Source organism: Halolactibacillus halophilus (assembly GCF_900115605.1).
GTDB classification, from domain to species: Bacteria; Bacillota; Bacilli; order Bacillales; family Amphibacillaceae; genus Halolactibacillus; species Halolactibacillus halophilus.
In genome coordinates, this window is record NZ_FOXC01000007.1 from 17,864 (window position 1) to 30,940 (window position 13,077).

Annotated in this window: 12 protein-coding genes and 1 riboswitch; of the genes, 7 read left to right on the forward strand and 5 right to left on the reverse strand. The window is 38.2% G+C overall.

Annotated features, from left to right (window positions below):
* Nucleotides 1–51: 51 nt before the first annotated feature.
* The 3 genes from BM098_RS04025 to BM098_RS13855 all read right to left on the reverse strand — a co-directional run bounded on the left by BM098_RS04025 (nt 52) and on the right by BM098_RS13855 (nt 2,272).
* Entirely contained in the window at nt 52–1,413 is a 1,362-nt protein-coding gene (locus BM098_RS04025; RefSeq protein ID WP_089830672.1) for a PFL family protein, read from the reverse strand.
* Nucleotides 1,414–1,425: 12 nt separating this feature from the next.
* A complete protein-coding gene (locus BM098_RS04030) occupies nt 1,426–1,698 on the reverse strand; it encodes an ACT domain-containing protein (RefSeq protein WP_089830674.1) in 273 nt (90 codons plus the stop codon).
* A gap of 86 nt (nt 1,699–1,784) precedes the next feature.
* Nucleotides 1,785–1,863, reverse strand: a riboswitch (glycine riboswitch).
* A gap of 274 nt (nt 1,864–2,137) precedes the next feature.
* Complete coding sequence (locus BM098_RS13855; RefSeq protein WP_261766423.1) at nt 2,138–2,272, reverse strand: hypothetical protein; 135 nt, start codon at nt 2,270–2,272, stop codon at nt 2,138–2,140.
* Between the two features lie 155 nt (nt 2,273–2,427).
* On the opposite strand from BM098_RS13855, the gene BM098_RS04035 reads away from it, so the two are divergent.
* Both BM098_RS04035 and gndA read left to right on the forward strand, forming a co-directional pair.
* Nucleotides 2,428–3,171, forward strand: a complete 744-nt coding sequence (locus BM098_RS04035) for a Cof-type HAD-IIB family hydrolase (protein ID WP_089830675.1) — start codon at nt 2,428–2,430, stop codon at nt 3,169–3,171.
* A 185-nt stretch (nt 3,172–3,356) separates the two neighbouring features.
* Nucleotides 3,357–4,778: an NADP-dependent phosphogluconate dehydrogenase gene (gene gndA / locus BM098_RS04040; RefSeq protein ID WP_089830678.1), complete on the forward strand. Its 1,422-nt coding sequence runs from the start codon at nt 3,357–3,359 to the stop codon at nt 4,776–4,778.
* Between the two features lie 196 nt (nt 4,779–4,974).
* Here gndA and zwf read toward each other — a convergent pair whose 3' ends face one another.
* Entirely contained in the window at nt 4,975–6,468 is a 1,494-nt protein-coding gene (gene zwf / locus BM098_RS04045; protein ID WP_089830680.1) for a glucose-6-phosphate dehydrogenase, read from the reverse strand.
* Between the two features lie 215 nt (nt 6,469–6,683).
* Between zwf and BM098_RS04050 the strand changes: the two genes are divergently transcribed.
* The 3 genes from BM098_RS04050 (at nt 6,684) to BM098_RS04060 (ending at nt 8,267) form a co-directional block, all read left to right on the forward strand.
* Nucleotides 6,684–7,448 carry a TIGR01457 family HAD-type hydrolase gene (locus BM098_RS04050; protein ID WP_089830682.1) on the forward strand — a complete coding sequence of 255 codons (765 nt, stop codon included), beginning with the start codon at nt 6,684–6,686 and terminating at the stop codon, nt 7,446–7,448.
* 28 nt (nt 7,449–7,476) lie between these two features.
* Nucleotides 7,477–7,692 (forward strand): YdbC family protein, encoded by a 216-nt coding sequence (locus BM098_RS04055; RefSeq protein WP_089830684.1) that lies wholly within the window; start codon nt 7,477–7,479, stop codon nt 7,690–7,692.
* 89 nt (nt 7,693–7,781) lie between these two features.
* A complete protein-coding gene (locus BM098_RS04060) occupies nt 7,782–8,267 on the forward strand; it encodes a PTS sugar transporter subunit IIA (RefSeq protein ID WP_089830686.1) in 486 nt (161 codons plus the stop codon).
* A gap of 72 nt (nt 8,268–8,339) precedes the next feature.
* On the opposite strand, the gene mreB is transcribed toward BM098_RS04060, so the two are convergent.
* Complete coding sequence (gene mreB / locus BM098_RS04065; RefSeq protein ID WP_089830688.1) at nt 8,340–9,398, reverse strand: rod shape-determining protein; 1,059 nt, start codon at nt 9,396–9,398, stop codon at nt 8,340–8,342.
* A gap of 330 nt (nt 9,399–9,728) precedes the next feature.
* Here mreB and BM098_RS04070 point away from each other — a divergent pair, with 330 nt between their 5' ends.
* Both BM098_RS04070 and BM098_RS04075 read left to right on the forward strand, forming a co-directional pair.
* Nucleotides 9,729–10,436, forward strand: coding sequence for a lysophospholipid acyltransferase family protein (locus BM098_RS04070; RefSeq protein WP_089830690.1), 708 nt, complete (start codon nt 9,729–9,731; stop codon nt 10,434–10,436).
* A gap of 435 nt (nt 10,437–10,871) precedes the next feature.
* On the forward strand, nt 10,872–12,995 hold the full coding sequence (locus tag BM098_RS04075) for an EAL domain-containing protein (protein WP_234987408.1): 2,124 nt from the start codon (nt 10,872–10,874) through the stop codon (nt 12,993–12,995).
* The last annotated feature ends 82 nt before the right edge of the window (nt 12,996–13,077 follow it).

Genomic DNA, 13,077 nt, shown 5'->3' on the forward strand with positions numbered 1-13,077 from the left:
GTGAGCTTATGGCTTGTTAAACTAGGTTGAAAAATATTTTTTAATAGACGGTTAGTTAATTAGCGCCTGAAGTGGGGCGGGAATACGTCCACCACGCTTAATCATCTTTTCAGAACTGAAAGGTTTTACACCAATGATTGGCGCACGGCCAAGCAAGCCACCAAATTCAACCATCTCTCCTTCATTCTTACCGACAACAGGAATGACCCTGACGGCAGTGGTTTTCTTATTGATCATACCAATCGCAGCTTCATCAGCAATAATAGCTGAAAGTGTTTCAGCTGGTGCATCGCCATTTAGCGCAATCATATCAAGTCCGACTGAACATACACAAGTCATGGCTTCTAACTTATCTAATGTGAGAGAGCCGTCTTGAATACCACGAATCATACCATTATCTTCACTGACTGGGATGAAGGCACCGCTTAGACCACCAACATAGGAACTGGCCATTGCACCACCTTTTTTAACAGCATCGTTCATTAGGGCAAGTGCAGCAATTGTTCCGTGTGTACCCACGCTTTCAAGGCCAATCTCTTCTAATATTTCAGCAACACTGTCGTTCATCGCATTCGTTGGTGCAAGTGATAAATCCATAATTCCAAATGGCACGTTTAGACGTTCAGCGACAACACGGCCAAGCAGTTCACCTGCACGTGTGATTTTAAACACGGTCTTTTTAATGACGTCAGCCACTTCGCCTAAATCAGCTTCTGGATAGCGCTTAAGTGCATTGAGTACAACCCCAGGTCCACTAACACCAACACTCAAGACAGCTTCTCCCTCACCAGCACCGTGGAAGGCACCAGCCATAAATGGATTGTCTTCAACGGGGTTACAAAAAGCAACAAACTTCGCGCAACCAATACTATCTTGGTCTTTTGTTAATTCGGCTGTTTCTTTAATAACATGACCAAGTTGACCAACAGCATCCATATTAATACCGGTTCTTGTTGTTCCAATTGATACCGAGCTACAGACACGATTTGTTTCACTTAAAGCGCGTGGAATAGCTTCAAGAAGTGTTTGGTCTGCTTTTGTCATACCTTTATGTACCAAGGCAGAGTAGCCCCCGATAAAATCAACACCGGTCTTTTCTGCTGCTTTATCAAGTACTTTTGCTAGTTCTACGGCTTGGTCAACACTTAAGTCACCTAAGATTTCAGCGATAGGTGTAATCGAAATACGTTTATTCACAATCGGAATCCCGTATTCTTTTTCGACTTGTTCAGCTATAGGCTTTAATTGTCCGGCATAACTCACAATTTTATCATAGACATTTGCCTTTACTTTTTCAAAATCACTATCTTGGCAGTTTCGTAAACTAATGCCCATTGTAACAGTACGAATATCTAAGCTTTCCATTTGAACCATGCGGATTGTTTCTTGAATTTCTGAATAATGAATGGCCATGTTTTCCCCTCCTTAAATTCGGTGCATTGCTTGGAAGACGTCTTCTAATTGCACACTAATTGTTAAGTTCATTTCTGCTTCAACTTGTTCAAATGCTTCGAGTAAATCTTCTAATAAATCTTTGTTTTTCATTTCGACAATCATCATCATCGTAAAATAGTCTTGAAGGATGGTTTGGCTAATATCGTGAATATTCATCTTGTGTTTCGCTAATACGGTGGTAACTTTTGAAATAATTCCTACTTGGTCTTTTCCTACTACTGTGACTACTGCGCGTTTTTGCATGTCTTTCACCTCGTATTAAATATTTTATGAATAAAAAAAGATTGGAGTCAATCCCCAATCTCAAAAGACAAGAAGCTTATTAGCTTCATTTGTCTTCTGTCCTTTTACCTGAGATTGTGAATCCTTCGGTGCCGTCATTAGAGCGGTCTCTCCAGAAGTTGCTCCCACTATAGTGTCACCCATAATGATCGTTGCGACTTATTTAATTACTAAGCATCGTACCAAGTTTTTCAGAAAAGGTCAACCACTGTTTTAGTCAAAAAAATTGGACAAGGGCGATGCCACTTGTGACATCGCCCTTTTAAAGGTAAAAATATTTGTTTTACTACAAACTGCCACGGTAGTTCATTCTAAATGCTTCTAACTTAAACACATAATCCCTACCTCTATTATGTTCTTACGACTCTTGAGTCGATCCAGTTGAATAAGTATTACGTTATTATTGTTTATCAATTTGCAACCATGATAAAATCCATTCAATAATCGTGTCGTTCATCATACCGTCATGATGTGTATCCAAATCATCTAAAATGATGCCTCTTTTACCTTGACTTTTTAAGCCAACATTAATCATCTCATAAAAACAACAATCTGTCAATAGTCACGAGTAGATGGAACGAATTAAATTAAAGAGAGTTTTAACATCGATAGTTTAAGTTGAACATATCTAAACTAGTGTCAATCATGAAAAAATGGTATGATTAAAACGATTGTTAGGGGGGATGAGCTATGACAAAACAAATAAAATTAGTAGCATTAGACTTAGATGGAACACTGGTAGAACACGGTGGTAAGGTGGTGACACCACGGTTAATTGAAGCGGTCAAAGCAGCAAAAAAGCAGAAAGTTGATGTTGTGATTGCGACAGGTCGTCACCGCACGACAAGTTTACCTATTGCCGAAACACTCGAGGTCGATCATTTAATTACATTAAACGGGGGAGAGGTCTGGACAACGCGCGGAGAGTTATTGCTTAGACAATCGATCCAACACGGTGATGTTGAAAAAATTATTAGACAATTTGACCGCTTAAATAGCCATTTCTGGTTAGTAAGTGACCAAGGGGTGTTTCGACACCAATTACCTGATAATTATTTAGAACATGAGTGGATTAAGTTTGGTTTTGATATTTTAGATGAGCAATTACGTGAGGAAGCGACGCGTTATTTTAGTGCGATTGAAACGCTTGAATTAACTAATTCAAGCCCGACAAACATTGAAATTAATAGCCGTGGAACCCATAAACGTCAGGCGATTGAGTGCTTACTAGAAGCAAGAGCGCTCGATTTTAGTCAAGTCATGGCCGTGGGTGACAGTATGAATGATATTAAAATGATTGAACATGCTGGTTTTGGTGTCGCTATGGGTAATGCTCAAGCGGAAGTGAAAGAAAAAGCTGACTTTGTGACGACGCGTTTTGATGAGGACGGGGCAGCGCTTGCGATTGAAAAAATGTTGTCAGGACATTTTTAATATTATAAGGCTATGAGAAAGTTGATATGAGAAAAAAATGAATTTTTAAAAAATTCATTTGCATCTGGCCTAAATCTGTTATAACTTAGTATATGTAACGTTGGGGTTTCATGTGGATAATTTGCGCAAATATCAAAATCCACGTATGATAGAGATAGAATCAACTAGATAAAGGAGCTAAAAACATGACAAAACAACAATTTGGTGTCATTGGTCTTGCGGTAATGGGGAAAAATTTGGCTTTAAACGTAGAAAGCCGAGGATACTCTGTATCTGTCTTTAACCGTACGTACAAAAAAACAGAAGATTTTATGGCAAACGAAGCCAAAGGAAAAAACTTCTTTGGAGCAGAAACGATTGAAGCATTCGTGGACTCATTAGAGAAACCACGTAAAATTATGTTGATGGTTAAAGCAGGTCCAGCAACAGATAAAACAATTGAAACACTTCGTCCGTTACTTGATAAAGGTGATATTATTATCGATGGTGGAAATACATTCTTCCAAGACACGATTCGTCGTAACAAAGAATTAGATGAATCAGGTATTCACTTTATCGGTACGGGTGTGTCTGGTGGTGAAGAAGGCGCGCTTAAAGGCCCATCAATCATGCCAGGTGGTCAAGCAGAAGCATACAAACATGTGGCACCTATCTTAGAAGCAATTTCAGCTAAAGTTGAAGGCGATTCTTGTGTAACGTATATCGGACCAAACGGCGCCGGGCACTATGTGAAAATGGTGCATAACGGCATTGAATATGGTGATATGCAGCTGATCGCAGAAGCTTATTTCATTCTAAAAAATGTTCTTGGACTATCAGCAGAAGAATTACACGATGTCTTCAAAGATTGGAACCAAGGCGAATTGGATTCATACTTAATTGAAATTACGACAGATATCTTTACGAAAAAAGATGATGAAACAGGAAAACCAATGGTTGATGTCATCTTAGACAAAGCAGGACAAAAGGGAACAGGTAAATGGACAAGTCAAAGTGCGCTAGATTTAGGGGTACCACTTCCTGTGATAACAGAATCTGTTTTTGCTCGGTTTATTTCAGCACTTAAAGATGAACGAGTGAAAGCAAGTAAGATTCTTTCAGGTCCTTCAGCAGAATCTCTCCCATATGAAGGGGATAAAGAAGAATTAATAGAGGCGATTCGTCAAGCGCTTTATATGAGTAAAATCACCTCATATGCTCAAGGGTTTGCCCAAATGCGTACAGCATCTGAAGAGTATGATTGGAATTTGGATTACGGTGAAATTGCGATGATTTGGCGCGGGGGTTGTATTATTCGTGCGCAGTTCTTACAAAAAATCAAAGAAGCCTTTGATCATGACAAAGCACTCGCGAACCTTATGTTAGATGATTATTTTAAAGACATTGTTGAGAAGTATCAATCATCATTACGTAAAGTGTTAGCCATTGCCATGGAGCGTGGTATTCCAGTACCTGGTTTCGCCGGAGCGTTGGCTTATTATGATAGCTACCGTACTGAAACGTTGCCAGCTAACCTTATTCAAGCACAACGTGATTACTTCGGTGCTCACACATATGAGCGCGTTGATAAAGATGGAGTCTTTCATACGGAATGGTTAGATAAATAAAAGTACTCACCGTTGTTAAAGACGTGTGAAGCTGAAAATATAAAAAAGTCGCTGACAGGTGTTTAAATACCTACCAGCGACTTTTCGTGTTGGATTAATAATTTGGTAATTAAGGAAGTTTAAAATTACTAACGCTAGTAAATACCTAAAACAAAAAGCAGGCCATTGGTCTGCTTTTTGTTTTAAGGCATACAACTTATGATTGCTCACCATCGCGAGAACATGTTTCCCACCAGTGGAAACCATCTTTATTTAACAATTGTTTGGACACGTCTGGACCATTCGTGCCAGAGGCGTAATTAGGGAAATCAGCTTTTGTTTTTTCCCAGCGATCAGTAATCGTATCGACGAATTTCCAAGAAAGAGCGACTTCATCAGCGTGAACAAAACTTGTTGAATCGCCATTTAAGCAATCATTAATTAATAGCTCATAAGCTTCTGGTACTTCAACATTTTCTGAACTCTTATCATAATGCATCGTAATCGGTTTACTTGTCATACCGTAATCTGTTTTCTTTGCATTTAAGTGCATCGTAATCCCTTCATCGGGCGCCACATGAATGACTAAGAGGTTGGGATTGATGGTTCCTTCATTATCCTTATACAAGTTCAGTGGCAAGTCTTTAAATTGTACCACAATTTTTGTGCATTTTTCTTTCAGTCGTTTCCCTGTTCTGACATAGAAAGGTACACCAGCCCAGCGGAAGTTATCAATCATAAATTTACCCGCAACAAATGTTTCAGTATTAGAGTCAGCTTCAACACCATTACTTTCGCGGTAGGCATTGACTTCTTGGTCATTGACGATTCCTTTATCATATTGTCCTCGAACGAAATAGTCATCAACGTGCTGTTCACTTAATGGACGAAGGCTACGCAATACTTTGACTTTTTCATAACGGATATCATCTGGATGAATTTTTGCGGGTGGTTCCATCGCAACAAGTGATACCATCTGTAGGAGGTGATTTTGAATCATGTCACGCAGAGCTCCAGATTCATCATAATAGCGTCCACGTTCTTCTACTCCTAATACTTCACTTGAAGTAATTTGGACGTTTGCAATATACTGGTTATTCCAAAGCGGTTCAAACATCGCGTTTGCAAATCGGACGATTTCAATGTTTTGGACCATTTGCTTACCTAGGTAGTGGTCAATACGATAAATTTGGTCTTCATCAAATGCTTGACCGATTTGGTCATTGAGTGCTTGTGCAGTCTCATAGTTGTGTCCAAATGGTTTTTCAATTACGAGGCGTGACCACCCTTTGTTGTCGGTAAGGCCTTGAGATTTTAAATTTGCGGCAATGGGTCCAAAGAAGTTTGGTGCCATAGCCATATAAAATAAACGATTTTCACCTGCTTGATGTTTGTGATCAAGTTCTGTAATAAAGTTATCGAGTTTTTGATATTCTGATAAATGTTGAGCATCAAACGGATTATAATGGAAATGCGAGGCGAAATCATCATGATCGATGGAATCGTCTTGATACTCTTTAATTGATGCTTTAATATTGTTTCTAAAATCTTCTTGCGTTAATGGCCTTCTAGCTACCCCTACAACCGCAAAATGATCGGATAATTTTTTATTACGATATAAACGGTACAAAGCAGGGTACAATTTACGATTAGCTAAATCCCCAGTTGCTCCAAAAATTACAATAATAGCTCTTGGTGTGTCTTGTGTCATTGGCTTTAACTACCTCTCTTTTATAGAATAAATGTTTAAATGTCGTATGTAGTCCTTCTCTATATTTAACATACCACTTTCAAGCCTTTAGATAAACCATTTTACATTTCTCTCTGTTTAAAGTTATAATTTTAAAGATGGTTATGTTCTATCTTATCATGTATTCAGAAAATAACAAATAATTTTACAATTATTCTTTATAAGGGGAGAAATTTATGACAATGTATAGCGGTTACTTAATAGATCTTGATGGGACGGTTTATAACGGTACGGAAAAAATACCAGCAGCAGTAGAGTTTGTGAAAGTATTAAACGAGAAGAAGATCCCGTATCTATTCTTAACCAATAACTCCACAAAACATCCACGTGATGTAGCGGAAAAGCTGCGAGCAATGGATATTGCGGCAACTGAAAATCAAGTATTAACAACAAGTATGGCAACTGCAAAGTATGTTAGTGAGCAACATCCAGGAGCGAAAGTATATCCAATTGGTGAAGAAGGTTTAATCATGGCTTTAGAAGCAGAAGGTCTCGTGTTAACGGATGATGATCCCGATTATGTCGTCATGGGTCTTGATCGCGAGATTACTTATGAGAAGTTATCGATTGGTGCTCTTTCGATTCGAAATGGTGCTAAGTTTATCGCAACTAATGGAGACATTAAGTTGCCAAGTGAACGCGGATTTTTACCGGGTGCAGGATCAGTTATTTCCGTGTTATCTGTTACAACAGAAGTTGAACCAAAATTCATTGGAAAACCTGAGCCGATAATGGTTGAACAAGCACTTGAGGTCTTAGGCACGGATAAGGCTGAAACGTTAATGATAGGGGATAATTATTACACGGATATTTTAGCTGGTATTAATGCAGGGGTTGATTCACTCCTGGTATTTACTGGGGTGACAAAGTTGGCGGATTTACAAGCGATTGATAAGCAACCAACGTATACGATTCAATCATTAGCGGATTGGAAATTTTAAGTTTTTTTGAGAGGAGAGAGGACATTAGATGGCAATTTCATATGAGATTATTAAACATTTAGCGGTATTATCCGAAAATGCATCAGGTTGGAAAAAAGAACTCAATCTTGTATCATGGAATAATCGTGAACCAAAGTATGATTTACGCGATTGGTCAGATAATCATGACAAGATGGGGAAAGGTTTGACGTTATCAAAAGAAGAGGTTGAAGAACTGAAACGGGCTTTAGAATTAATAGAATAGATATTAGAATTTATCTAAACATTATGCTTGAAATTTTTAAAATAGGGTATAGAATCATATAAGTGTATAAAACAAGGAGGACAAAGTATATGTTTAAAAAATTATTCGGTAAAGAAGAAAAAATTGACCATGAAGTACTCGTATCACCTATGACTGGAGAAGTGGTGGATGTAACAGAAGTACCCGATCCAACTTTCTCTGAAAAAATGATGGGTGACGGTATTGCTTTTAAGCCGACAGATGGTGAGGTAGTTGCGCCTATTGGTGGCGAAATCGTGAACTTATTCCCAACAAAACACGCGATTGGTATTAAATCTAAAGCGGGTGTCGAGTATCTTATTCACATCGGTTTAGATACAGTTATGTTAGATGGTGAAGGGTTTACCGCACACGTAAGTCAAGGAGATAAAGTGAATGTTGGCGATAAATTGATTACGGTTGACTTAGACTTTGTAGCAGAAAAGGCAAAGACGATTACACCGCTTGTGATTACAAGTGATGTCGGTTCGATTGAAAAAGATATTAATAAATCAGTGGTAAAAGGTGAAACAGAAGTTTTAACAGTTCACCTATAAGCTATGTGATAAATGAACCTGTAAAAAGCGAAGACATTTGGTTGTCTTCGCTTTTTAATGTTGTCAAGTCCGTTAGGACCCGATTACTTTTTCCGTCGCAACATCTAGTGTTTCACTGTCAACATTATCGATTGATGGACGATCACGATGGCTATCGCTGATCGTCATTAATGTCCCTTTAGCAACCGCAAGGAGCGGTTCATCTGCAATATGGATTGGGACATGTAATTCTTGTTCAAGCCAAGGGGCGATGCCTTTTAGTAAAGCGCCACCCCCGACAAGGGTAATGCCATAATCGACAATGTCACCACTTAGTTCAGGTGGTGATGATTCTAATGTTTGATGAATCATTAACACTATCTGATTAAGTGTGTCGACTAAAGCTGATTGTATCTCAGTCGATGTTAAAGTGACGGACTGCGGTAGACCAGTAAGGAGGTCACGTCCTCTGACGTTTAATGTCTCCTCCATATGTGCGCCTGGTGCGTAACCAATGGTTTGTTTAATCATTTCAGCGGTTTGTTCACCAATCATAATATTGTACTTATTTTTGACGTGTTGAATAATTTCCTTATCTAAATCATCCCCTGCGGTCCTTAGTGAACGACTAGTGACAACACCCCCGTAAGAAATAATTGCTACTTCTGTTGTCCCACCGCCAATATCAACGATGGTACTGCTTATTGGTGCTGTAATAGGTAGACCGGCGCCAATCGCCGCCGCTACAGGTTCTTCGATTAATTGTACCGCTTTAACCCCGAATGAATGCATAGCATTTTCAATTGCCCGTTTTTCTACCGCTGTACTGCCAGACGGGACGCATATCGTCACCCGCGGTTTTCTAAAGCGTTGATTCAAGTTTTGTTGTACTTTGGATAGGACGAGTTTTAGCATTTGACTCGTTAAATCAAAATCAGCAATCACACCTTCTTGGAGTGGTCGAATAGTATCAATATGGGCCGGTGTTTTTCCGACCATTACTTTAGCAACCTGTCCTGTTGCGGTGATTTTATTTGTTTGTCGATTAACAGAAATCACGGTTGGTTCATTATAAATCATGCCTTTATTTTTATGATAGACTAAGGTGTTGGCGGTACCTAAGTCAATGCCTAACTGAATTGGTTGAAACATATATAAGCCCCTTTGTCATAAATTAATCCGTCTACATTCTTTTGTCTAGCATCGATGAATATAGACAATCTCATACTTTAATCTTCTGCAGTCTAGCATAATGTTTGCTTTATGAACAAACGTCATTAGACCTAAATCAGGAAAGATACAACTACCGGTTCACGAAAGATTAAAAATCTATTATAATAAATAAGGATTAAGTCTATTTTTTACATGTAACGCTAGGTATTCTATCAGGTGCATAACAAATAGCTAACAATCAAACAACAATCATATTACGGTATGTCACAGCGAAGTGACATAAATTAGCCCTATCGAAGGAGAAGACAGATGAAAACGCTATGGATTTATTTATATGCGATCCGAATTACTATTCAAACATTGCCAAAATTAAAACACGCTCAAAAATTGCCGGATGATCCTTACGGACCGAAAGGACAAGCTATCTACAAAATTCCACAAAGTGTGTCGAAACGAGTGATTAAAAAAACGAAAACAAAAGTAACCGTCACTGGGTTAGAACAAATACCTGAAGGTCCGGTATTATTCGCTTCTAATCATCAAGGATTATTTGATATTCTGTTATTGCTCGGCTATATCGAGCGCCCAATCGGGTTTATTGCAAAAAAAGAGATTAAAAAAATCCCACTCATTAGAAGCTGGATGAAAGAGCTGCAATGTGTCTTTATCGACCGAAGTAACCGCCGGGCTGCGATCAAAGTGATAGAGGATGGTGTGAATAGTCTTAAACGCGGACAAAACATGGTGATTTTCCCGGAAGGCACCCGATCAAAAGGGGGGCCAATCGTGCCATTTAAGTCGGGGAGCTTAAGGCTAGGAACGCGGGCAGAAGTGCCGATCGTTCCAATTACAATTAACGGAACACATCTTATGTTGGAGGCAAACGACGGAAAAATGAAACAGGCAGATGTCTCTTTAACAGTTGGAGAGCCATTGATGCCAGAGGCTTACAAAAATTTAAAGTCGCAAAAAATTGCAGATATTATTTATGAGCGTGTAAAAAGTAATCTCAAATAGAGAGCCTAAGCAGCTTATCTATTGGCTGTGTGTAAAAAAGTGACCGAAGACATCACTATGTCTTAATGGTTGCTTTTTTGTTTTGATTACGTGAGGTAAATACTTACTTTAACTGAGTATATTTATCAACTGATACCGTACTTATAACAAGGGCTAATTTAAAAGTTTATACAAATATTGACGAGAAAATGACAGAAAGGCAATGGAAAATGCTCTAAAGATTGTGATTAGAATGTCGATATAAATATATAGATGTTTAAAATGTTAAGGAATGTAGATAATAATGAACAATTTTCTTGTTATTTTGTTTAGCGACAACTAGGTTTTATCATTAAAATTCGCTATACTATAGAAGAGAATAATAAAAAAACGAATAGAACCAATAAATTACAATAAACTAAAGGTGATGCTATGACTAACCCATCGATTACAGACATGTTAGAACAACAAACATTGAGTCAATTACTTGAACAATTTAAAGAACGACAGCTTGCTGAAGATGAATTAAAGAAGCACCTTTATACATATGTCTCAACAAAAGTCTTTTCAACTGACGAATTGAATAAGAGTGTGAGTCGAACATTTGATATTATTCTGTTGGATGATAAAGGCTATTTAACTTATTGTGATCAAAGTTTTGCTAAACATTTAGGTTATCAACAAGACGAATTGATTGACCATCATTATCGTATGCTTCATGCGAAAGTCCATGATGATCAATTTTATAATGATATGTGGCAAACCATTCAACAAGGTGATGTATGGACGGGAGACATTGTAACAGTCGCCAAAACAAATACCGCCCTTTGGTATCGAACAACGATTATTCCTATTCTTGATGGGGATCAAAAGCCGTTTCAATTTATCGTGTTCCATACGGATATTACCGATGTGAAAAAGAGTGATAAAGCAATATTAGAGCAACTTGATGATGATTACCGGAAAGTACTCAGTCATGTGATGAACCTGACTTTTCGTGTGAATCGTGACAAAACAGTTAATCGCTACCGTTTCCGTTTATTTGAAGGGAAATTAATCCGAAAAATGTCACCGTCATTTGATCAGATTGTGACAGGCCATGACGTTTTCTTTGGTCAAAATCCTGAACTCACCTATTATTTTGAACGCGCGTTTGAAGGGGAAGAAGTTCGTTTTAAACATCAATATAAACAAACAATACTGCTAACGACATTGGTGCCAATTATTGAAAAGGGGCAAGTTGTTGAAGTGGTTGGGAGTTCGAGTGATGTGACCTCACTTGAAGAAGCGGAAAAGAAAGCGAAACGGTTAACGTATTATGACTTATTAACTGACCTACCGAATCGAGAGAAATTCAAGCATGATTTGACAGATTATCTCCACCATCAACCGCGTGATTTGGCACTGTTAATTTGCGATATCGACAAATTAAAAAACATTAATGACACCCTTGGGGAAGTTATCGGGGATGATGTTATTCAAACGGTTGTGACACGTATTCGTGCCGAACTGACCGACTTCGATACCCTCTATCGCTATGGGGGTGATGAATTTGCGATTATCACTACAGGTGACGAGGCTAGATTAAAAAACTTAACCGAGCGAATGATTCAAGCGATTAATCGACCAGTAACCTCTCATCGGCAAGATGTGTTTGTCTCTGCTTCAATTGGTGTCAGCCGATTTAGTCTAGATGCAACAACAAAAGAACAACTCGTACGACACGCAAATGTTGCTGTTCATTATTGCAAATTAAACGGGCGTAATCACACACTATTTTTTTCAGAAACCATGGAAGAAGATTATAATGAGAACTTAATTCTTGATGCGGATATTAGAAAAGCCTTGTATAACAAGGAGTTTGAACTTTATTATCAACCGCAAATTAATGTCATTACAGGTGAAGTGATTGGTCTTGAAGCGTTAATTCGCTGGATGCACCCGAAAAAAGGACCTGTTTCACCAGCGAAATTTATCCCACTGGCAGAAGAGTCAGGTGTGATTACACAAATTGGTGAATGGGTGATACGAGAAGCGTGTCAACAACATCAAACATGGTTAAAAGAAGGTTACGAGCCAATTCGTATTGCAGTAAATGTTTCGGCAATTGAGTTGCAACGAACAGACTTCTCAGAAAAAGTAAGATCCATCCTGACTGAAACGAATATGGATCCGCATTTCTTGGAGATTGAAATTACTGAAAATAGTGTAATGCAAAATACAGAAGAGTGCATTTTAACAATGAATTGTTTACGTAAAATGGGTATCTCATTGTCAATCGATGATTTTGGTACCGGTTATTCTTCATTTGGCTACTTAAAACAATTCCCAATTAATTATTTAAAAATTGATCAGTCATTTGTAAGAAGTGCTCTCAAAGAACAAAGTAGTGCCGCAATTGTGAAAGCCATGATTCAACTAGCACATAACTTTGGCTTAAGAGTCGTCGCAGAGGGTGTTGAAGATGAAGCTATCTTGTCGTTATTAAAGGCAGAGAACTGTGACTTTTACCAGGGGTACTTTTATAGTAAACCAATTAGAGCGGTGGATATAAAGGAGCGAATTTTAAAGGCAAAGTAAAAAGCAAGTGATCTATCATCAAACAGTTAGTGTGATGATAAGATCACTTGTTTTTTAAGTTAGAATATTTTTAACTTATAGT

What these genes read in the sequence shown, in the direction of transcription:
- BM098_RS04025 (WP_089830672.1), bottom strand. Translation starts at nt 1,413, where the DNA reads ATGGCCATTCATTATTCAGAAATTCAAGAAACAATCCGCATGGTTCAA.
- BM098_RS04060 (WP_089830686.1), top strand. Translation starts at nt 7,782, where the DNA reads ATGTTTAAAAAATTATTCGGTAAAGAAGAAAAAATTGACCATGAAGTA.
- BM098_RS04030 (WP_089830674.1), bottom strand. Translation starts at nt 1,698, where the DNA reads ATGCAAAAACGCGCAGTAGTCACAGTAGTAGGAAAAGACCAAGTAGGA.
- BM098_RS04070 (WP_089830690.1), top strand. Translation starts at nt 9,729, where the DNA reads ATGAAAACGCTATGGATTTATTTATATGCGATCCGAATTACTATTCAA.
- mreB (WP_089830688.1), bottom strand. Translation starts at nt 9,398, where the DNA reads ATGTTTCAACCAATTCAGTTAGGCATTGACTTAGGTACCGCCAACACC.
- zwf (WP_089830680.1), bottom strand. Translation starts at nt 6,468, where the DNA reads ATGACACAAGACACACCAAGAGCTATTATTGTAATTTTTGGAGCAACT.
- gndA (WP_089830678.1), top strand. Translation starts at nt 3,357, where the DNA reads ATGACAAAACAACAATTTGGTGTCATTGGTCTTGCGGTAATGGGGAAA.
- BM098_RS04035 (WP_089830675.1), top strand. Translation starts at nt 2,428, where the DNA reads ATGACAAAACAAATAAAATTAGTAGCATTAGACTTAGATGGAACACTG.
- BM098_RS04050 (WP_089830682.1), top strand. Translation starts at nt 6,684, where the DNA reads ATGACAATGTATAGCGGTTACTTAATAGATCTTGATGGGACGGTTTAT.
- BM098_RS04075 (WP_234987408.1), top strand. Translation starts at nt 10,872, where the DNA reads ATGTTAGAACAACAAACATTGAGTCAATTACTTGAACAATTTAAAGAA.
- BM098_RS04055 (WP_089830684.1), top strand. Translation starts at nt 7,477, where the DNA reads ATGGCAATTTCATATGAGATTATTAAACATTTAGCGGTATTATCCGAA.
- BM098_RS13855 (WP_261766423.1), bottom strand. Translation starts at nt 2,272, where the DNA reads ATGATTAATGTTGGCTTAAAAAGTCAAGGTAAAAGAGGCATCATTTTA.